This is a genomic window from Fimbriimonas ginsengisoli Gsoil 348 (assembly GCF_000724625.1).
Lineage (GTDB): Bacteria > Armatimonadota > Fimbriimonadia > Fimbriimonadales > Fimbriimonadaceae > Fimbriimonas > Fimbriimonas ginsengisoli.
This window is the reverse complement of sequence record NZ_CP007139.1, coordinates 4,900,981-4,921,938: the sequence shown is the minus strand read 5'-3', so window position 1 is coordinate 4,921,938 and position 20,958 is coordinate 4,900,981. Positions and strand designations below refer to the sequence as shown.

At 61.0% G+C, this 20,958-nt stretch carries 17 protein-coding genes; 9 read left to right on the top strand and 8 right to left on the bottom strand.

What is annotated here, in order from left to right; genetic code table 11:
• Positions 1-2 precede the first annotated feature (2 nt).
• The 3 genes from OP10G_RS22210 to OP10G_RS22200 all read left to right on the top strand — a co-directional run bounded on the left by OP10G_RS22210 (position 3) and on the right by OP10G_RS22200 (position 3,365).
• A complete protein-coding gene (locus tag OP10G_RS22210) occupies positions 3-194 on the top strand; it encodes a hypothetical protein (protein WP_025228233.1) in 192 nt (63 codons plus the stop codon).
• A gap of 115 nt (positions 195-309) precedes the next feature.
• Positions 310-1,080, top strand: a complete 771-nt coding sequence (locus OP10G_RS22205; RefSeq protein ID WP_025228234.1) for a sulfite exporter TauE/SafE family protein — start codon at positions 310-312, stop codon at positions 1,078-1,080.
• A gap of 107 nt (positions 1,081-1,187) precedes the next feature.
• Positions 1,188-3,365, top strand: a complete 2,178-nt coding sequence (locus OP10G_RS22200; RefSeq protein WP_084179662.1) for a tetratricopeptide repeat protein — start codon at positions 1,188-1,190, stop codon at positions 3,363-3,365.
• A 435-nt stretch (positions 3,366-3,800) separates the two neighbouring features.
• Here OP10G_RS22200 and OP10G_RS22195 read toward each other — a convergent pair whose 3' ends face one another.
• Entirely contained in the window at positions 3,801-4,757 is a 957-nt protein-coding gene (locus OP10G_RS22195) for a metalloregulator ArsR/SmtB family transcription factor (protein WP_025228236.1), read from the bottom strand.
• A gap of 247 nt (positions 4,758-5,004) precedes the next feature.
• Here OP10G_RS22195 and OP10G_RS22190 point away from each other — a divergent pair, with 247 nt between their 5' ends.
• From OP10G_RS22190 to carA, 5 genes are all read left to right on the top strand, one after another.
• The gene (locus OP10G_RS22190) at positions 5,005-6,165 is read left to right on the top strand and encodes an acyl-CoA dehydrogenase family protein (RefSeq protein WP_025228237.1); all 1,161 of its coding nucleotides are present in this window, start codon (positions 5,005-5,007) and stop codon (positions 6,163-6,165) included.
• Between the two features lie 71 nt (positions 6,166-6,236).
• Positions 6,237-7,244 (top strand): hypothetical protein, encoded by a 1,008-nt coding sequence (locus tag OP10G_RS22185; protein ID WP_025228238.1) that lies wholly within the window; start codon positions 6,237-6,239, stop codon positions 7,242-7,244.
• A gap of 10 nt (positions 7,245-7,254) precedes the next feature.
• Positions 7,255-9,000 (top strand): ArnT family glycosyltransferase, encoded by a 1,746-nt coding sequence (locus OP10G_RS22180; protein ID WP_025228239.1) that lies wholly within the window; start codon positions 7,255-7,257, stop codon positions 8,998-9,000.
• Entirely contained in the window at positions 8,997-9,902 is a 906-nt protein-coding gene (locus OP10G_RS22175) for a tyrosine-type recombinase/integrase (RefSeq protein WP_025228240.1), read from the top strand. The genes OP10G_RS22180 and OP10G_RS22175 overlap by 4 nt, the downstream gene beginning before the upstream one ends.
• Positions 9,903-9,927: 25 nt before the next feature.
• Positions 9,928-11,034: a glutamine-hydrolyzing carbamoyl-phosphate synthase small subunit gene (gene carA, locus OP10G_RS22170; protein ID WP_025228241.1), complete on the top strand. Its 1,107-nt coding sequence runs from the start codon at positions 9,928-9,930 to the stop codon at positions 11,032-11,034.
• Positions 11,035-11,095: 61 nt separating this feature from the next.
• Here carA and OP10G_RS25355 read toward each other — a convergent pair whose 3' ends face one another.
• From OP10G_RS25355 to OP10G_RS25350, 5 genes are all read right to left on the bottom strand, one after another.
• Positions 11,096-11,998 carry a nitrilase-related carbon-nitrogen hydrolase gene (locus tag OP10G_RS25355; protein ID WP_144241314.1) on the bottom strand — a complete coding sequence of 301 codons (903 nt, stop codon included), beginning with the start codon at positions 11,996-11,998 and terminating at the stop codon, positions 11,096-11,098.
• Positions 11,995-12,621 carry a GNAT family N-acetyltransferase gene (locus OP10G_RS22160; protein WP_025228243.1) on the bottom strand — a complete coding sequence of 209 codons (627 nt, stop codon included), beginning with the start codon at positions 12,619-12,621 and terminating at the stop codon, positions 11,995-11,997. The genes OP10G_RS25355 and OP10G_RS22160 overlap by 4 nt, the downstream gene beginning before the upstream one ends.
• A complete protein-coding gene (locus OP10G_RS22155) occupies positions 12,618-13,451 on the bottom strand; it encodes a ParB/RepB/Spo0J family partition protein (protein ID WP_025228244.1) in 834 nt (277 codons plus the stop codon). The genes OP10G_RS22160 and OP10G_RS22155 overlap by 4 nt, the downstream gene beginning before the upstream one ends.
• Complete coding sequence (locus OP10G_RS22150) at positions 13,436-14,230, bottom strand: ParA family protein (RefSeq protein ID WP_025228245.1); 795 nt, start codon at positions 14,228-14,230, stop codon at positions 13,436-13,438. Before OP10G_RS22150 ends, OP10G_RS22155 begins: the two co-directional genes overlap by 16 nt.
• 129 nt (positions 14,231-14,359) lie before the next feature.
• The gene (locus OP10G_RS25350) at positions 14,360-15,208 is read right to left on the bottom strand and encodes a S1/P1 nuclease (protein WP_025228246.1); all 849 of its coding nucleotides are present in this window, start codon (positions 15,206-15,208) and stop codon (positions 14,360-14,362) included.
• Positions 15,209-15,442: 234 nt separating this feature from the next.
• Here OP10G_RS25350 and OP10G_RS22140 point away from each other — a divergent pair, with 234 nt between their 5' ends.
• Positions 15,443-16,414 carry a pyridoxal phosphate-dependent aminotransferase gene (locus OP10G_RS22140; RefSeq protein WP_144241313.1) on the top strand — a complete coding sequence of 324 codons (972 nt, stop codon included), beginning with the start codon at positions 15,443-15,445 and terminating at the stop codon, positions 16,412-16,414.
• A gap of 25 nt (positions 16,415-16,439) precedes the next feature.
• On the opposite strand, the gene OP10G_RS25345 is transcribed toward OP10G_RS22140, so the two are convergent.
• Complete coding sequence (locus OP10G_RS25345; protein ID WP_025228248.1) at positions 16,440-19,958, bottom strand: sodium/proton-translocating pyrophosphatase; 3,519 nt, start codon at positions 19,956-19,958, stop codon at positions 16,440-16,442.
• A gap of 195 nt (positions 19,959-20,153) precedes the next feature.
• Entirely contained in the window at positions 20,154-20,891 is a 738-nt protein-coding gene (locus OP10G_RS22125; RefSeq protein WP_025228249.1) for a hypothetical protein, read from the bottom strand.
• Positions 20,892-20,958 lie beyond the last annotated feature (67 nt).

The window sequence follows — 20,958 nt, the reverse complement described above, 5'->3', positions numbered from 1 at the left end:
CGATGAACAGCGTGCTACAAGAATTGGTTGGAAAGAAGGTCAGCGTGTATTCGAATCAGCCGACCGCCGAGCGGCAGGACGTCGGCGTGTTGGAGGCGGTGGACAACTACTGGCTCAAGATCCGAAAGTCGGAGACGGAGACGGTCTTCTTCAGTGTCCACCTCGTCCGGATGGTCAAGCTTTTTAATACTTGAAAACCTTGGCGCTGGGCGTTAAGGCGTTGGGCGTTTTGCGCGAAGCGCGAAGCGTAAGGCGCGAAGAAAAGCCAGCGCCCTAACGCCCAACGCCTAACGCCCAGCGCCTAAACAAATGCCCCTCACCACCCAGCAATACGTGGAGGGGGCGCTGGCGGCGCTGATCTTTGGGTTTTCGAAGACCGGGGTGCCGGGCAGCGGGATCTTGGCGATTCCGATCATGGGGGCGGTGTTTGGGGGGCGGTTGTCGGTTGGCGCGACGCTCCCGATGCTGATCTTCGCCGACTGCTTCGCGGTGGCGTTCTATCGTGGCGATACCGATTGGACGCGGCTCCGGCAGCTCGCGCCGTGGGTGGTCGGCGGGTTGATTTGCGGGACCGTCTTTCTAAAGGTCGTGGGCGAGCACCCGACCTGGAAGGACCCGATGAACCCGATGATCGGGCTCATTGTGCTTGCCATGGTCGGGATCACGCTGCTACGAAAGCGGTTGGGTGACCGGCTGCTCCCGCACAGTAAGTCTGGGACGAGGGTGACGGGCGTGGTCGCCGGCTTCAGCACGATGGTGGCGAACGCTGCCGGGCCGATCATGCAGATCTACCTGATCGCGACCGGGATGGCGAAGGAGCGGATGATGGGAACCACCGCCCTTTACTTCTTCATCTTCAACCTGTCGAAGGTGCCGTTCCTGCTCTGGCTAACCTGGGACAACCCGTCGAATCCGATCATCACGGTGCCGACGTTCCAGTTCAATTTGCTGATGTTCCCGGTGATCATCGTAGGCGCCCTCCTCGGGAAACGCCTTCTCCCGATCATCCCGCAGAAGGCATTCAACGACGTCGTCATGGTGCTGACCGTGGTGGCGGCATTGCGGTTGGTTTTCTTCTAGCGCCGGAGCGGACGGTTACTTAGGAAACCCCTTCCGTCGGACCCCGAAGACAATGTAATGTGTAGGCTCCCTTTGGAGACGAGACTTGGCATTACAGCGACAACAACATGAGCAGGGGCGATGCCGTGCCGCAATCTGACCTTCCGCCGGAGGCGAGAGAGACCGAAAACCCGTATGGGTGCGTTGGCCGCGAGATGGCGGTTCAGGCATTGGAAAGGGCCATGCTTCGCCCGCCTGCCGGAATCCTCCTAAGGGGAGTTGGGGGAGTTGGCACGACCACTCTAGCCCGAGATTATTTGGGACGACTCCAAGCCGCCGGCAACCTAGACATTGGTTGCCTATGGACTGACTTCCGCGACATCCGAACTGTGGACCACTTGATCAATCTGATCGGTCAGCCTATGTTCGAGGACTCGTTTACGTCGGCCGAGATGGCGGTCAAGCTCGACGCTATCGGTTCGGTCTTGCGAGAGCACCGCTTGGTCAGCGTTTGGGACAACTTTGACTTCGCGCTCGGAAACCTGACCTCGGAGGATTGCGAAATCCTCAAGACGTTTCTTGGCCGGCTCGACGGTGGCAAGAGCAAAGTCATCATGACGAGCCACATCTCTCAGGAGTGGCTAGGTGGTTCCAACTTCTCCGAGATCGAGATCGGCGGGTTAGAAGGGAATGGTAGATGGGCGTTTTGCGAGCGGCTTCTTCAAGACCTGGGGATTCCTTACAACCGAAACGACGCGGGATTGATTGAGCTCATCGATGGCCTTGGTGGTCATCCGCTCGCGATGCGGGCAGTCTTGCCCCGGCTGAGGGATCGGTCGCCGGCACAACTCGCCGAAGTCTTGCGAAAAAACATGGCTGAGCTCAAGTTGCCAGACGGGGAACTTAGCTCAAAGTTGACCGCCTCCCTTCGATTCGTTGAAGATTCGCTGTCGCCGGAATTGAAGTCGCTCCTCACTCCAATTAGTCTGTTCGAGGGGTACGTCGATGCATTTTTCTTGGAGCACATGGCGAACCACTTCGATCCGGCTCCTTCGCGCGCCGACATCGACCTCCTTACCGGTGCACTTGTGGATGCTGGCTTGCTCAAGGACCTAGGCGAAGGGGTCTATCAAGTTCACGGTGCGCTAACCGGTTACCTGAGGACCGCAGTGGCTCGCAAGTCTCGTGAAGATTGGGCCGGTGCATTCGTGGACACGATGGCACGCTTAGGCTCCGCCCTCGCTTCGGGTCCCATGCTTGATGACCGCCTGTCCTTCGGCCAACTCGTACCAACCTATTACCAAGCGCTGGCGGAAGCTGAACGCCTGAATCTAAACGTTCATTTCTCGGCGTTAATCCAAGTACTCGCCACGTTTGCTCAAGGCATGGGCGACTTGACGAGCGAGAGTCGCTTGTATCAACGACTTGCCGACTTCAAGCTTTCAAACGGCGACGAGCTAGGTGCCGCCGAGGCTTACCACCAACTCGGTACGTCGGCCGCCAAGCGGCGCGATTTTGTGACGGCCGAGACTTGGTACCGCAAAACACTAGCGATCGGCGAGCGATTGAACGACCTGCACATGGCGGCCGTTACTTGTCACAGCTTGGGGATGATCGCTCAGGATCGGCGTGACCTCTCGGCAGCTGAGAATTGGTTTCGAAAGTCACTGGATTGGAGTGAGCGGTTGGGTGACCAGCAAGGGGTAGCCAGCTCCTCTCATCACCTGGGGATGGTTGCACGAGAAGCCGGGGACTCGGCAAGGGCGAATACTTGGTATCGAAAATCGCTTGAGATCAGCGAGCGGTTAGGGCTCGAGGCGTTTGCCAGTGCCACCTATCACCAGTTAGGGGTGGCGGCCTTCGATGGCCGCGACCTTGTGGCGGCCGAGAACTGGTATTACAAGTCTCTCGAATTATGTGAGCGCCTGGAAGATGAATACTCCGCCGCCCTGACGTACCACGAGATGGGGAGGCTGGCTGAAGAGCGGGGCAACCTAGGGGCGGCCGAGGTTTGGTATGGAAAATCGCTACAGATCAAAGAGCGATCTAACGATGAGTACGGCGCGGCCTCCACTTACAATCAACTCGCAAATATTTACTTCATGCTCGGGGATTACGTCGAAGCTGGAGAATGGTCGCTACAGGCGGCAGAGAATTATCTTAAATTTGGAGATTCAATTACCGCGGATAAGGTGCTTATGAACTTCCTCACCTATTGGCGACAGGCTACCGTCGAGGACAAGGAAGTGCTGTCATCGAGGTGGGAAGCATTCGGCTTAGGCCCTTTTCCCGAGGCTAATCTCTGAAGAGCCCTCCGGGTTCGGGATGCCTCGCCCGATGGTCGGTGGTGCCGGGGACGCAACCCCGTTGGGGTTGAAGGGGTTGCCGGTCTCGATACCAGGGTAGGACTCCGCTACGCGGGTCCAACCCTTCGCTGTCGGACGGAAACTCTTCGAGGTTCGGAAAGGTGGCGTCTTCGCACCGAAGTAATTCGCGGGCGCGGGTAACCATTCGCTGGGACGAAATTCTTCGAGATTCGGGAGTATCCGGTACGAGCGGCAATCGGTGGGAATCTATTCGGATCGTCCACTTTGGCTTACGTTCTGGGTCCGCCCGCCGGGGTCGGGCCGGGGCTAATTTCTGAAGACCCCTCACGGGGTCGGGTAGTTCCTTGAGCAGAAGCCAAGCGTCCCGGCCTTAACACCTCGACACCCCAAAACCGCAACACCTGCCTCCGGGGGTCATCGGCTGGGAGCCGATGCTACGGGGGTGGCGGGTGTCAATTGTTCGATGCGGGGGAGGTGGCAGGTGGCGAACTCTCGGAGGGAGGAGGCGGTGAAGTCGAGGGGGGAATCTTGGAAGCGCTCGCGGTGGGATTCTAGGCAGCGGCCGCCTGCGCCGATGACGAAGGAGAGGCCGTCGGTTCGCAAGGCGTCGAGGGCGGCGATCAGGTGCAATGTTTCGCCGATGGCGTCGCTGCAAGAGCAGCTTAGGAGAACCATCTCCGGGCGGTATTGGTGGACGGCGGAGACGAAGCAGGCGACGGGGACATTCGCGCCTAGGTAGAGGGTCTTCCAGCCGCAGAAGCGGAGGTAGTCGGCGATCATTCGCAGGCCGATTACGTGCCAGCCGTTGGGGGCGCAACCGAGGATCACGGTCTTGTCGTGCCGGCGGGTAGGGCCGATGAGCTGCATGGTGCGGAACATCATCCGCTCGGTGACGTTGCTGGCCAGGTGCTCTTGAGCCGCATTGATCTCCCCGGATTTGTAACGCTCACCCACGATCGCCATGGCGGGCGTAAGCACTTCTTGGTAGATGTCGACGAGTGCCATCCGGGCTCGGAACGCCACGTCCATCACTTCCGAACATGCCTGCTCGTCGCCCTCGATCGCGGCGGCGGCGTAGGCGCGGGTGAGCTCTTCCAGGGCTTCGGAGCAGACGGCGGCTTTGCCCTGGCAACAGGCGGAGTGGACGATCGCCTCGATTTCGGGGCTGGCGAGGGCATAAAAGACCTCCCGGCCAACCTTCTCGGCGCGCACGATCTGCCGTTGGCGCATGCGGGCGAGGTGGTTGGAAACGTTCGGTTGCTTGAGTCCGGTCGAGGTCACCAGGTCGGTCACGTTCTTGGGGCCCGAGCGAAGCTCGGCCAAGATCAACCTCCGGGAGGTTTCACCAAGCTCGTGGTAAACGTTCGACATATTACAATTCCTCTAGAGGATACTCGTCTGTGATATGTTTCGTCGGCATTTGGCGGTTTAGTTCAGCTCTCATACCAGGGTTACCCGCGGGAGCGGGTAACCCTTCGCTGGGGGACGGAAACCCTGCGGGACAGGGTGATCGTTTTTAAATAGGCTCGGATCTTAGTTGAGTCCATAACCATCGGCCTATCGTTGAGATAGGTCTCCGCTGAGTCGGGGTCGCCAGGAAGTAAACTTGTCGGAAGCAATGGCGCTAACCGAATTTTCCGCCCGGACCAATGGCGGTCCCAATCCTTTCGACATGCATCTAGACGAAAACTCCTTCCTTGAGCGCGTTCGCGCCTTCGTGGCCGACGAGGTTCTCCCGAAAACGCGCGAGTGGGAGAGCAATCGGGCCTTTCCCGATTCGATTTGGCCCCGGCTGGGCGAACTCGGCATCCTCGCGATGACGCTGCCCCGCGAAAAGGGCGGGCTGGGCCTGACCTGCACGACCTACTGCGACACGATTCGGGAGATCGCCAAAGGGGATCCGGCGCTCGCGATGAACGTCGCCGCGATCAACGCCCTCTGCGTAGCGCACTTCGATCGCTTCGCGACGCAGGAGCAGTGCGACAAGTATCTGCCCGGCATTATCAAGGGCGAGATCAAGCTGGCCTGGGGACTTACCGAACCGGATGCCGGCTCCGACGCGCGCCGGGTGAAGACGAAGGCGACGCCGATCGAGGAACGTCCCGGCTATTACAAGATCAACGGCCGCAAGATGTTCATCACGAACGCGGGGAAGGCCGACCTGATCGTCCTTATCGCGCGGACGTCCGATACGGAGCTCACCGCGTTTCTGGTTGAGACCGACCAGCTCGGCTTTACGAACGTCGAGCGGATCCATACCGTTGGCGTCTCCGCGTCGTGGACGACGAGCTTCGACCTTAAGGACGCAGTCGGCTGGCACACTCCGTGCAAGTTCGAGGATGCGATCGGGCTGCTTTACCGTGGCCGTCTCGCGATCGCGGGGATGGCGCTCGGGATCGCGGAGAAGGCGCACGAGCTTACGGTGGAGTACTCCAAGCAGCGCGAGCAGTTCAACCGCCGACTCTGCGACATGCAGTCGGTGCAGAACATGATCGCGGACAGCGAGATGGAGATCACCGCGGCGCGGCTCCTGCTTCACCACGGAACGACCCTCTTCGACGAAGGGAAGCCGGTGATCAAGGAGAGCTCGATGGCCAAGCTTTATGCCAGCGAGACTTCCAACCGGGTGACGAACCGGGCCATCCAGATCCACGGCGGCCGGGGGATGACGCCGGAGTACCTGGTGGAGAAGCTGTGGCGCGACGCCAAGCTGACCGAGATCGGCGAAGGCTGCTCGGAGATCCAGCGAATGGTGATCGCCAAGCAGGTCACCCGCTAAGCCCGAAACAACGTACGATACAATGGAAACGCCGGAGCATTTTCCGGCGTTTCTCCATTTGAGGTACCCATTTGAGCTTCGTTCCTTCCCTTGTTCTTGCATTAGTCGCCCATCAAGGGCAGGCCGCCGTCTCCCTGGGGCGGGTCTACACTCCCAACGAGCAACTCACGTACTCGGTTCGATCCGGTATTACGGCGGAACGCCGGGCGCGGGGACTGGAGACGTGGATCCCGGAAGATTTCGACATCAATTACGACTTCACGGTGCACGTGGAGGCGTTGAAGGCGGACGGCATCGCGGTGGTCCGTTACAAGCGCCCTTACATGGAGGAGATCACCGGAGAGACGTTCACCTCGCCGCCCCAAACCAAACGCGACAAGGTGAACTACGACTTTCGCTTAACGGTTTCGCCGTTCAACGAGATCGTCGACATGAAGGACCTCGCGCCGAAGAAGAAGCCAGGCGCCACGAAAGGAGAATCGCTTTTCATCGGCGCGACGACGGCGCGGCAGGGACTCGGCGCATTCCTCGGTCAATTTATCGGCGAGCTTCACCGGCTGGCGCTGTTCACCGGCAATATGGAGAGCGCGCTCGACCTCGCGCCGCGAACGTCGTTCGACGACGTGAAGGTGGGCGACACCTGGAAACGAACGGTGGGTTACCAGCCGCAGAAGCTGAAGGGGAAGGACGGGAAGAACGCGGTCCAGCGGCTCGACTACACCTACACCTATAAAGGATTGGTGAACGGAGAGAAGGGGAAGGTGCTGCGGGTAGAGGCGAAGCTAAACTTTGCGACCGACCTCGCCGAGTTTATCCACCAGCTTTCCGAATCGACACCGGCCGAGACCGGGCTGCAGAAGTTGCCGCTCAATCTGGACGCCACGATCCTCTTTGACCTCGATCCAAAAACGAAGCACACGCTGAAGGCGGAGGCGACGTCGGTCGGCAGTTTTCAGATCATGACGCCGGACAATCCCGATGCGGCGTACGAGGAACGGATGAAGGGGCACACCACCCTTCGCCTGGTCAGCCGAACGATTGTTGCTCCGGCGAAAAAGACAGCCGAAAAGAAGAAGTAAGCTCGTCGCCGTGATCGACGCCGCTCCTCTATCGCGAGCCCGCCTGCGAATCGTTTTGCCGGCGGGCTTGTTCCTGCTAGCGCTGCTGTTGCGGCTGGCGGGAATCGGCTGGGGGCTCAAGAACGACCTGCACAATTCGAGCTACCATCCGGACGAGCCGGTGATCTGGGCTTATAGCCAGGCGATCGAGCCGTCGAAGCTCAACTTCACCCCCCGGTTTTACAACTACGGCACGCTGTACCTCACCGTCCTCAAGGTGGCCAGCGACATGACGGCGGCTTACACCGGGGGACCAGACCCGAAGAACGAGGAGGCCTCGTGGGATTACGTTTCGCGCAGCCACATGGCCGGGCGGCTTATCAATGCGTTGGCCGGCTCCGGGACGGTGCTCATCGTCTTTCTCATTCTGCGTCGGTTTGTCGGGGATGTAGGGGCCAGCGCCGGGGGGCTAGCCTTGGCGGTGGCACCGGCGCACGTCGTCCACTCGCGCTTCCAAACCGTCGACATTTTCGCGGCTTTCCTTCTGTCGATCAGCATCTTTTACGCCTTGCGTTTGCTGGGTAACGCTTCGGCGGAAGAGGAGGCCAATAAGAAATCGCCGATAAAGGATCCCGTCACCCGCGATGCCATCCTCTCCGGCATCTTCGCCGGGCTTAGCGCGGGAACGAAATACACCGGCATTCTCGGCCTGATCGTGCTGCTCATCGTCCTCGGGATGCGGCACCGCCCGCGTCTTATTCGCGACGGGTTGCTCGGCGTCTTGACTTGCATCGTCGCGTTCGTCGTCGCCACGCCGGGGGCGGTGCTGGATACGGCGAAATTCAAGGAAGGGGTGTTGTTCGAGATGGCGCATACCGCCACCGGACACGGGATCGTGTTCGCGGGGACGTCGAGCGGATACATCTATCACATCGGAAACCTGATCAACGGGATCGGTTTTCTCATCGTTCTCACCGGCCTTGCCGGGCTGGCTTATGCCGCTTACCGACGCCACGTCTGGGCGATCGCGCTGCTGGCGTTCTTCCTCGTTTACTACTTCATGATCGGCGGGGCGACCGACAAGTACATGCGATACACGTTCCCGCTTTACCCGGCGATCGCGGTCGGCTTCGGCTATGCGGTGGCGGTGGGACACCGTCGGCAGGGAAGCGGGCGGATCTTGGTGGCCTTAGGAATCCTTGGTCTCGGTGGGGCCGATATGCGCGGGCTGATCGGCGCGGTCCGCAATACCGGCTACATGTTGGAGTCCGACCCGCGCGATACCGCCGCGAAGTACTTCAAGGAAAAGCCGAATTCAGTGGTCGGCTTGGCGAGCGACCCTTGGTTTTGGAGCCCGCCGCTCTTCAAGAACTCGCCATCGAAGCTGAACATGGCTCGGTTGGACGAGGCGGGGAACGTGCACCCGATGGGTCTGGTCCGCGACCGGTTGCGTGAACTGGCCGCGACGTCGGCGCCGCACGGCGTCTATTACCTTCCGCCAGACGGAGCTCACCATCCGTTCGACGCCCGCCTGATTACGGAGCTGAAGCCGGACTACATCACCTATTCCACCCTGGAATCGGCCCCTCGGGAGCGTCTCATGGGGGTTACCGTCGGCCCGCCCGAGGCAGTAGCGGCCGGGCGCGAATACAAGGAGTTTACGACCGCGTTGACCGCGGCCTACGATTTGGAGTCGACGGTAGGCGATCCGATCGACTCGGTGGAAGATATGCAGTACATCCATCCGGTGGTGTACATCTGGAAACGGAAGAAGTGAGCTTGGAAGGGGGAAAGGCGGCGCTCCTCGAAAGCCTCGAGTGGTTCTTGGACCACATGAAGGTGGAGCGGGGCGCAAGTACTCACACCATCGCCGCGTATCAGAACGATCTTTCCCAGGCGATCGATTTCTTTGCCAAGCGTGGGTTGCGCGACTGGAAAGCGCTCGGCCCGGTGGACCTCGTGGCGTACGAGGCGAGCCTAGGTCCGGGGATCGCCCGGACGACCGCGCAACGGCGATTGAGCGCCCTCCGCTCTTTGCTAAAGTTTCTGAAGCGAAATCACCAGGGACCGGCGGTGGATCTCCCTTCTACCGGAGGCTTTCGAAAGGCGAAGACGCTGCCGAAGGCATTGAGCCGGGAGCAAATGGAGGCGTTGCTGCAGACCCCCGACCTCACAAAGCCGACTGGCTTGAGAGATCGGGCGTTGATGGAGCTGGTATACGGGGCCGGGCTACGCGTCACCGAGGCGGTGGAATTGTCGCTTTCGAACCTGGCTCTCGAAGAGCGAACGGTGCGGGTAACCGGCAAGCGGGGAAAGACCCGCCAGGTGCCGCTCCCGGAGGGGACCGTCAATTGGCTCGGGAAGTATCTCGACGAAGCGCGTCCAGTCTTGCAGAAGAAGCCGACGGGGACGTTTTTGATCAGCGACACGGGCCGGACGATGTTGCGCCAAACCGCTTACGACCTGATGGAGCGTTACTCGCGACTCGCCGGTTTGGTGGGCGTAAGTCCCCACACGTTGCGCCACACCTACGCGGTTCACCTCATCAAAGGGGGGGCCGACCTGCGGGCTGTGCAGGAGCTCCTCGGCCACGAGAGCGTGGCTACCACCCAGGTGTACACGCAGCTAGACCTGGACGAGGTGCGCCAAAAATACAATCGCTCTCACCCGAGAGGGTGACCGGCGGGTATCCTCTTAGCTTAGATTGAAGCGCTATCTCCTCCTCAGCGACGGCACCGTTTTCGAGGGCAAGCCACTCGGGGCGAGTGGAACGACGGTTGGAGAAGTGGTCTTCAACACTGGGATGACCGGTTACCAGGAGATCCTCACCGATCCCAGCTACGCCGGCCAGATCGTTCTTCTCACCTATCCCCTCATCGGGAATTACGGGATCAACGAAGACGATTTCGAGTCCGACCGGATTCAACCAACAGGATTGGTTGTGCGCGAGGCGTGCGACGTTCCGAGCAACTGGCGGGCAACGAAGTCGATCCACCAGCTCCTCCTCGAGCGGGGAACCGTCAGCATTCAGGGCCTCGACACCCGGCTCATCACCAAGCGAATTAGGAGCGCCGGCGTCACGATGGGGGCGATTTGCGATGACCTCGATGCAGGAAAGGAAGCGTTAGCGGCCGCCCAAGGATACGACGAGACGGATTTCGTTTACGGCGTCAGCACGAACGCGCCTTACAAGTGGGGCCGCGAAGGTCGGGAAGGGATGGGCGAGACCGACGAAGCGGGGCGGGTTCGTTTGGCCGTGCTCGACTGTGGACTGAAGTTCAATATCCTGCGCCGCTTCTATAAGTCCGGCTGCCGTCCCATCATTTTTCCGGCCACCACCTCGGCGGAAGAGATCTTGTCTTGGAAGCCGGACGGGATCCTGCTCAGCCCGGGACCGGGCGATCCGCGCCGACTTGGACCCGTAGTCGAGACGGTGAAGGGTTTGCTCGGAAAGCGACCGATGTTCGGCATCTGCCTGGGGAATCAGCTCCTCTGCCACGCGATCGGCGGCGAGACGTATAAGCTTAAGTTCGGGCATCGGGGCTCCAATCACCCGGTGAAGGATCTTCTTACGGGCAAGGTCACGATCACGAGTCAAAACCACGGGTACGCGGTCGACCCGGTGTCGCTGGAAGGAACCGGGGCCGAGGTTACGCAGCTCAATTTGAACGACGGGACGGTCGAGGGGATCCGAATCAAGGATCTTGACGCGAACTCGATCCAGTACCATCCGGAGGCCGCGCCTGGTCCCTGGGATTCCCGACCCTACTTCTCGGAGTTCGTCGAGCGCATGCGCGCCGTCCGATCCTAACGCGTAGCGTCGGCGCCTCGCCGATGATCTGGCGTACCTGCGGTACACCAGGCTCCGGAAGTTAATTCAATTCGCCTTTTTGGTTTACAGGCGACTCCGGGGAGCGGGGTTCGGGGGTCACGGTCCAGGTTCCCTGGTTCCGGTCGGCCCAGTTTCGTACTTCGCCGAGGGTTCTGGCTTGTTGGAGTAGGTCGAAGTCGAGGTCGGCAACGACGATACCTTCCTCGTTGAGCGGGGTTTCGGCGAGGACGGCTTCGATCGGGAATGGGTCGGCGCTGGGGACGATGATCGCCGAGGAACCGTAGCTGGCGGGAGCGGGCTCGCGGCCGAGGTCGCCGATTAAGGATGAGTGGACGACGAACGTGGTGTTCTCGACGGCGCGGGCGAGGCAACTCCAGCGGACGCGCTGGAAGCCGCGTTGGGTCTCCGTCCACGAGGGAACACATTGGACCAGCATTCCGGCCTCGGCAAGGGCTCGTCCCGCTTCGGGGAACTCCGAGTCGTAACAGACAGTGACCCCCATCGAATGCGGGAGCCGCGACAGGCCTCGCCCGGGAACGATATTCCAGACATCCTTCTCATACGCGGTCAGGTTATTCTTTTCGCAGAGGATCGTGGCGGCTCCCGGTACGCCGACGGCGCAAACGTTCTTGATCCCTTCGGGGGTTTCTTTGAAGTGTGAGCCGCCGACGATGACGAGTCCGCTTAAGTCGGAGATTCGGTCCAGCCACTCTTCGACCGCCGAGGCGTATTGCACCAGATACTTCGCCGAATTTCGCTCCGAAACCTTTGAAGCAAGGTGGAGCAGCTCGAGTACGTGGAGTTCGGGAAGCACCACGACTTGGGCCTCCGCGTCGTGGGCGGCGCTCACGAGGTCGTGCATGTGGCCGAAGTAGGCGCTATCGCCCCGCATCCGGCGGGCAAGGCGGATCTTCCACGCGGCGGCGGCGATCCGAAGCTTCATGGCCGCCACTCCAGCAGCGCCCCCGCGTTGCCCGACTCAGGATCCTGCATATAGTTTTCTGAGACGCCGAGAAACGTCAGGCCGTATCGGAGGAGGGGCGTAAGGGTCCGGTCGGTCGCCTCGCCGGCGACGACGCGGCGGGCGTACTCATGGATATCTACGTCCGGGTGGGCGCCCGCATAGGCCCGGTAGTCGGGCATGCGGACGCCGGTGCCATACCGAGCGAGCCGTCGAGCGCGAATTAGGTCAAAGCGGGCGTTGTAGAAGCGCCGCCCCAATCCGACCCGCCGATGTTGGGGATGGATGGCGATGTCCAAGCCGTAGAGCGTCGTTCCGAGCGGATCGAATCCGCGCAGGCTGGGGCCGCCTACGGTTTGATACCAGTTCCCATGGGCGTTCCAAGCATGCTCGGCGATGATGGCGTTGCTGCAACTCCCGACTACCTCTCCGGCGCAATCGGCCACGAATTGGCCTTCTGGAAAAAGCTCGATGTGGCGGACGAGGTGTTTCGGATCCCAGTGGAGATCTTCGGAAAACGGGGGAGGGAAGGCGAGCCTTTGGAGGGCGACGACGCCGGCGACGTCTTCGAAGCGCATCTCCCGAATCCAGACCGACTCGCTCATAGACGGAAGCCGAGCACGTCCAGAACCCGGGTTAGGTCGTCGTCGGAATAGAACTCCACTACCAGTTTGCCGCCCACCTCACCCCTAACTAACTTTGTCGGCGTGCCGAGGAAGGTGCTCAGAGCGTCTTGCAGCGCGGCGTCGTTAGGGTCTTGCTCAGGCGGTTCGGCCTTGGTGCGGGGTACCTCTCGTGGCTTAGATGCTTTTTCGACCTCGCGAACGGTGAGGCCTTTTTCTATAATTTGGTCGTAAATGGCGAGCTGCTGCGGCTCGCTATCGAAGGCGAGCAGCGCCCGGGCATGACCCTCGCTGATGCGGCCCCCTTCCAGCCCGTCGATGATCCGCTTCGGCAGCCGGAGAAGACGTACCGTGTTGGCGACGCCCGTTCGAGACTTACCGACCTTTTCGGCGACCTGTTCTTGGGTCAGATCGAACTCGTCGATCAGCCGCCGGTAGGCCCGAGCGCACTCGACTGGATTGATGTTCTCGCGCTGGATGTTCTCGATCAGCGCGAGCTCGAGCGAGTTTTGGTTGCCTGCTGACCGCATCAGTACGGGCACGGTTTTGAGCCCCGCCAGTTTGGAAGCTCTTAGCCGCCTTTCGCCCGCAATGAGCTCGTATTTCCCCTCGGCCCTGGGCCTCACAAGAAGTGGCTGCAGAATTCCATGTTCGCGAATCGAATCGGCCAGCTCTTGGAGCGCTTCCTTGTCGAAATGGGTACGCGGCTGCCGCGCGTTCGGCTCGATATCGTCGACCGATATGTCGGAAGCGGTCCCTTCGAGCTGCTCGCCCAGCAGATCCTTCAACCCTTTGCCTAACGTGCGGCGCATTCTTTGATTACCTCGTCTACGAATTCGAAATAAGCGCTCGCCCCTTTCGACGAGGGGTACCGCAGCACCGCCGGCTCGCCGAAGCTGGGCGCTTCGCTAAGGCGCACGTTGCGGGGGATGACGATCCCGCTCACTTTCTCCCCGAAGTAGTCGCGCACCTCTTGAGTTACTTGCTGAGTGAGGCGGTTTCGAGGGTCGAACATCGTCAGCAATACTTTCGCGACCTTGAGGCCGGGGTTGATGCGGCGGCGTACCACGTCGATCGTTTTGAGCAGTTGGCTCAGCCCCTCCAGCGCGTAGAATTCGCACTGCATCGGGACCAGAACCCCTTCGGCGACGGCCAAGATGTTGATCGTCAGCAGTCCCAGGCTTGGCGGGGCGTCGAGGACGATCCAATCGTAGTTGGCGCGCACCGGGGCGATCGCGTCGCGAAGAATGAGCTCTTTGCCCACCGCATTCATGAGGATCGGCTCGGCGCCGGCCAGGTCGAGGGTCGCAGGGAGCAGGTGGAGGTTTTCCGCGATGGGGAAGATCGCTTTGTGAATGACCTTCGGATCGTCTGGATTATCGACCGCGTCGACGAATACCTCGTACAGCGTCGCCTCGGCCTTCCCTTTGTCGAGCCCGAGGCCGGTGGTCGCGTTTCCTTGCGGATCGCAGTCGATAAGGAGTGTCCGCTGGCCCCGCATCGCCAATCCCGCCGCGAGGTTTACCGCCGTCGTCGTCTTACCGACCCCGCCCTTCTGATTGACCACGCCCCACACTGGCACGGGGTTCATTATGGCTGAGGTTGCCTGCTTAGAGACGTGGCACTGGCTTCCAGCCAGTGGGTCCCAAGGGCTTCCAGCCCTTGGCCCATTCCCACGACCAGGATGGTCGTGATACACATGGGCTGGAAGCCCATGCCACTAGCGGAGGGCTTTGTTCAAGAGATCGGCCAGGCGGTAGGCGGCGAGGGTTGCGCGGCGGGCGCAGACTTCGCGGCCTTGGGCCAGGTAATCGGAATTTGGAGCTGAGTCGGCGGGCAGGGCGTATACGTAACGCTTAGCGTCTCCGAAGCTTTCCATCGCCCAGTGCTCGGGGTTCTGGTCGTCGACATGGCGGAGTGCCTTCCGGGGGAGAGCTGCGGCCAGGGTATTTGCTTCGTGACGGATTCGCTGCTGTCCTTCCGCACTACGCAGGCCGGGGGTGGGCGGGAAGAGGCCGCAGCCCATGTCCCACAGAAAATGCAAGTTAGTCGGCGGACGCTGCATGTCGGCGAATTCATTGGCCGGCTTGATGTGGAACGTGTTGCCCCCTTTGTCTCCCGTCGGCTCGGCGTCCGAGTCGTGGGCGGTGGCGTGAAGCGGCTGATGGATGTCGCCCACGAAATGGATCAGGTACTTGAGCGCCTCCGCCCGCTTCTCGTCGGGCTGGCTCCTGTCTTGCAGGATCTTGGTGAACTTATCGATCGCCCACACGACGTTCTCGGGATCCGGTTTTGCGGTGACTCGCCGACCATCGGTTCGGAAATGGTGGTCCTCGTAATGCCACGGCCCGTTTTCTTTGGTCCGAGTCTCGTCCGCCCAGGTCGAGACGGTGATGAAGTCCGCACCGCTAAGCTTCAGCAGCCGATCGGCTTCCGCGCGGGCCCTCAGCGTCAAGTTCTTCTGCGCGAGCGCCGCGATGACCATGTGGCCGGTGTCGATCCAAGCATAAGCCGCCCCGAAAGTGGCGAGCATCGCACCCACGGCGAGGGTGCGGAGAAGGGATTTCATGGGGTTAGTTTACATGCCCAAGATTAAGACGTCGCTCGGAATACAAGGTCCGAAAAATCTCCGCATCGAGCTGGTTACGTCAACGACTTAGCGCAAGCTGGTGGGGTGGAGTCCTGTTTTCATGGGGGTGCGTTCTGGGATGAGGTGGGAGCGCGCTTTTGCAACCTCGGGACACGTCATCGGGTGGTCAACGCGGACGTGCTCGATGCTTGGTTCCCACCGGCGCCTTCCGTAATGCCGGCACTCGAAAGTGCCGGCGAATGGATGTGTCGAACCTCGCCACCGACTCATGCCGAGGGGCTCCTAGACGCGATTTCAGAGGCTCGCCGTATTCCGGTCGAGTCGATTCTTGCCGGGGCCGGCTCCTCTTCGCTGATCTTCTCCGCATTAAGATCTTGGCTTCATCGCGATTCACGCGTTCTTCTGATCGAGCCGACCTATGGAGAGTACGAGCACATCTGCGGAATCGTGGGGTGCCGAGTGGAGAAGCTCCTCCTTCGAGAGGATCAATGCTTTCGGCTCGACCTTGACGAGTGGTCGGATCGGATCCGGCGAGAGCGAGTCGATTTAGCGGTGCTGGTTAATCCCAACAATCCGGCGGGCGGGTTTCTCGCTCGAACCGACGTCGAGCGGGCATTGGATCGGATTCCTCCGACCACCAGGGTACTCATCGACGAGGCGTACATCGACTATGCCGGAGGCGATAGCTGCGAGATGCTGGCCGCAAAATCGAGAAACGTCTTCGTGGTCAAATCGCTTTCAAAGGGGCTGGCCCTCAGTGGGCTGAGAACGGCTTATATGACCGGCCCTTCTGCTGGGACAAACGAGTTGGCAAAGTGGTCGCCACCGTGGGCGGTGAGCCTTCCCGCGCAGATCGCGTCGACACGTGCCTTGGGGGAGCCGGACTACTACGCAGGTCGGTATCGGGAGACAAAGGCGCTTCGCCAGCAACTCGCAACGGCGCTCGGGCCGTTTGGAACCGTAACGGAAAGCGTTGCGAACTGGGTGCTTCTTCGTCTGTCGGCCGACTCAAAGGGGGCCGAAGCGGTGGTACAGCGGGCAAGGCAGCAAGGTGTCCACCTTCGGAACGCGGGGAGGACGGCGGCTTCGATGGGGGACGCCTACGTTCGCATCGCGGTCAAGCCGCTCTTGGAGCAGGAACGAATTGTGAAGGCTCTCCAAAACGCAGAAATGCCCGAGCCGTGAATCGGCTCGGGCATTTTCAACGGGTCTATGCCTCGTCGTCGGTGTCTTCGACGGTGATCCGTCGCTTTTGGCGGGGGGGCTCGATGGTGGTCGAGGTTCCGGTTTCGAGGGTCGGGGGGTGGGTTAGGTGGGCATCGGCGTTCGCGCCTTCCTTCTGGGCGCGTTGGAGATCCTCGGAGAGAGAACCCTTCTTGCTCAGATAGATGGAGAAGACCAACGCACCGACGCAGACGACGGTCACTGTGACCAAGACCGGCGTGCCGAACGGCCGAATGATCGTCGCGGCGAGCAGCAGGGCCACCAGGTTCATGACCTTGATGAGCGGGTTCAGGGCCGGGCCGGCGGTGTCCTTGAACGGGTCGCCAACCGTGTCGCAGATAACGGAAGCCTTGTGGGCCTCGCTCCCTTTTCCGCCGTAAAGTCCGTCCTCGATCAGCTTCTTCGCGTTATCCCACATGCCGCCCGAGTTGGACAGCAGCACGGCCATGAGCTGGCCGCTGAGGATGGTGCCGGCGAGGAACCCGCCGAGCGCCTGCGCACCCATCAGGTTGTATTCGACGCCGTTGACGATGGTCGTCGGCTTTCCGATGGAGAAGCCGAAGGCGACCGCCGTCGGGAGCGCGATCGCCAGGATTCCTGGCGCGAGCAGCTCTTTCTGGGCGGCGGCGGTGACCAGCGCTACGCACCGAGCGTAGTCCGGCTTTACCGTTCCCGCCATAATTCCGGGGTTCTCCCGGAACTGACGGCGGACCTCGTTAATGAGCTGGAAGGCAGCTCGTCCGACGGCGTTGATGGCGAACGACGAGAACAGGAACGGCGCCGCGCCGCCGATCAGCATGCCGAGGAAGATCTCGGGCGTGTCGAGCTTTAGACCGATATCGGTCAGCATCGCCGCGCCGCGGAACGAGTTGAACAGCGCGATCGCCGCGACGACCGCGGTGGCGATGGCGAATCCCTTCGTGAGCGCCTTGGTCGTGTTTCCGGCCGCGTCGAGGTGGCCGATCGCCTTGGCGGCTTGCGGATTCGCTTTGCCGGCGCCGCTCATCTCGAACACGCCTTGGGCGTTGTCCGAGATTGGCCCGAACGTGTCCATCGCGAGCACGTAGCCGGTGGTCGAGAGAAGGCCGATGCCTACCAAGGACACCCCGTAAAGGGCCAGCACGTAGCCGCCGTAAACGGTGGCGGGGAAGACGAAGAGCGGGACCATGAGGGCGGCGACGATCGCAAAGACCATCATCGCGCTCGACTCGCTGGCATAGGCGAAGCCCTGAATGATCATCGGAGCCGCGCCACCGCTGGATACGCCGGCGACTTCTTGCACCGGGCGCTTGTGCGTCGAGACGTAGAACTCGGTGAGCCGCTCGATGCCGAAGGCGAGCAGGATGCCAACCAGAACCGGGATGAAGAAGTTCCACCACGGAATCGCGCCCTGCGTATTGACCGCAAGCTGCATTTCCATCCGTTGCGGGAGCACCGGCTGGGGACCTTGCGGGTTAGCGGTGAGCTTCTCGTAGTCGGCGTTCAACTCCGCCGCCGGCTTCTTGTAGTAGGCGAACTGGCTTTGAGCGCTCTGGCGCGAAGCGGGATGATCCATCGTGCCGGGAAGGCCGATGGCGAGATCGCCGGTAGAGGGGTTGACGTAGACCCCGACGTCCTCGGTCTTGACGACCTGGATGTCGGAAGTAATCCCCTGGGTTTTCGTCTGCTCCTGGAACTTCTTGATCTTGTCGTTCAGGTCGGACAGCTTGATCGGGCCCTGCCAGATCGTCTGGTCGGTGTTTTGCTCGATCGAGGCCGGCTGACCCCCTTGGGCGGGACGGGGCGGAATGTGAACCTTTGCGTGAAGCTGGGCGACCACGAACCGGTTGTCGCCTTCGCCGCCAAAATAGTCGCGAATGGCAACGTACGGCTTCTTCGGCGGATTCGCCGGGTCGGTCGCCTGAGCGGTAATGCCGTAGTCGAGCGCCTTGATGCTCGTGTCCTTGAAGTCGGTGATCCGTTGGAAGCCGGTGAGAGGCTTCGACGGCGGCATTTGATCGAGCTGCGCCATCAGCGCCTGCTGAACGTAACCCGCATCCTCCGGGCGGTAACCCTTGGCCTTAACCTCGGCAACGTTTACAAGGTCGGCGGCGGTGACTTCAGAGGGAGCGACCGGATTAGCGCTCTTCTGCAGAATGCGATCGACCGAAGCTTGGGAGAATCCTTGGACGGACGTGGGAATCTTGGCCGGATCGGCGAAGATATCGCTCGCTTTAATATCCTTCGGTTGCTTGGCGAACTCCTTCGCTTTCTCCTGCACCGCGGCGTCTACGGCGGCTTGCGAAGGCTTTCGGGTCGCGACTTCCTCGCGCACCTTTTGAAGGAAGGTCGCATCGGTTCGAAGCGAATCCTGAAGCGGCGAAAGGCGGTCGGTGAGGAGCGGCTGTCGGCCACCCATAAAGAAGAATGCCACGACGGCCGCGCCGAGACCGGCAAGGAGCGCGGATCGGGTGAATCCCTTTCGAATCGCAACCAGCGGATCGGAGTCGAGGTTGTCGTTACCTCGGACGGTGAAGATTCCGATGACGGACGCGAGGATGCCGAGGGCCGACACGATCATCGTGAACAGCACCAGCTTCATCCAAGTGTGCGTATCGAGCACGCTCGATGTTGCGGCGGCGAGAACGATGGCGGAGATGATGGTGACGAGGTACGACTCGAACACGTCGGCGGCCATACCGGCGCAGTCGCCGACGTTGTCACCGACGTTATCGGCGATGACGGCCGGGTTGCGGGGGTCGTCTTCGGGGATCCCCTTTTCGACCTTGCCGACGAGGTCGGCGCCGACATCGGCGGCTTTGGTGAAGATTCCACCGCCGACGCGCATAAAGAGCGCGGCTAGCGAACCTCCGAAGCCAAATCCGACAAGATACTGAATGGCGTTGCTGCCGCCGATCAGCAGAATAATGCACGCGCCGACAAGGCCGATTCCTACCGTGAGCAGGCCGGCGACGGCGCCGCTGCGGAACGCCGTCTCGAGCGACCGCTTATAGCTGCTCAAGGCGGCATGGGCCGTGCGCATGTTGGCGCTGACGGCGATCATCATTCCGGTGGAACCGGCGGTATAGCTGCCGATGACCCCGAAGACGAACGCGACCGCAACGCCGATTGCGGGCAAGATTCCGCTCGGATAGGACAAGCCGAATAGTCCGAGGGCGAGCAGGACGACGAACGGGATCATCGTCCCGATCTGCTTCTTTAGGTAGGCGGTAGCGCCGTCTCGGATGGCGAGTCCGACCTCTTGCATCTCCGAGCTGCCCGGGTTCTGCTTGAGTACCCAGGAACGGAGGAAGAGGGCGGCTCCGACGGCGATGAGGCCCAAAACGAGCGCCGCGATGAGCAGACCGGAATCACTTCCGGAAAATTTGAGACTAACCCCCTCTCCTTCCGCGGCGAACGCGCTGGTGGGAAGAAGGGCGCCGATGGCGGCGAGGAACAATGTGGTCTTAAGGCGTGTTGACCCCTGGCGGTGGGCCAGGTGTGTCGCTTGCTGGAGCAACTTCATCAAGAGTGGAGAACCCCCTAGAGAGTAGCGCTTCCATGCATGATGCACTTGGCCGCTGATTTGTTTCGCAAAAGAATACCTCAGGTTGGCGGACTGGGGTTCCGATTTGGCGTTAAGCGGTTGCCGTCGGCTAAAGCAAAGAGGTCCGGAATCCTGAGGATCCCAGACCGTTTTTGGCAACGGGGCAGACGCCGGTTAGTAGCGGGCTTCTTCCATTTGGCGGAACTCTACTTCGCCGTCGTGGATGGAGAGCTGCGCCTTTAGCATTTCCGCCTTTCGGCGAGTGATACCGGTGAGCAGGGTGACCGGAAGGTCGCCGAGCATTTGCTTCACCTGGTTTCGGTTCAGGGCCAGCATCTGTTGAAGGCACTGGATCAGCTCTTCTTCCTTATGACCGTGGCCGACCAGCAACAACTCGTACATCGCTTCGTCGTCGACGACGGCGAATCCCATCGGGATCGATTTCTTAGGGGCGCCGTCGTCGCGGGCAAGCGGAATCTCGTGATTGCATTTCTCGCAAAGGAGCGCTTCGGTTTTCTCGCTGTAGAAGTTGAGCTCGTTGCAGTAACCGCATCGAACCTGCGAAACGGGAAGAACCGCTCCGTCAACGATCGGAATCATTCGGTGGCAGTTGACGCAATCGAAATCTTCGTTGGCGTCGCCGACCACTTCGTTCGCGACTTCGCAGAACGGGCAGATGACCGGTTTGCCGACGACCTTGCGGACTTGGAGTGCGGTGTAGACCGAATATCCGAACACGCCGACGAAGATCGTGAGCAGGACGAATCCCAGTGGAACGAGAACGCCGGTTTGACCCTGGTAGCGGACCAGCAGACCGGCAAGGACTCCGATCCCGATGGCGAACGTGCCGAAATAAATGGCGCGTTCCGAAATTATCTCGATGACGTCAGAGGCGCGCTGAACTCTAGGCATGGCAAATCTCCCGCGATCCCACGTTCAGTATAGCAACGGGAATAACGAGTTACCTATGCCTTAACGC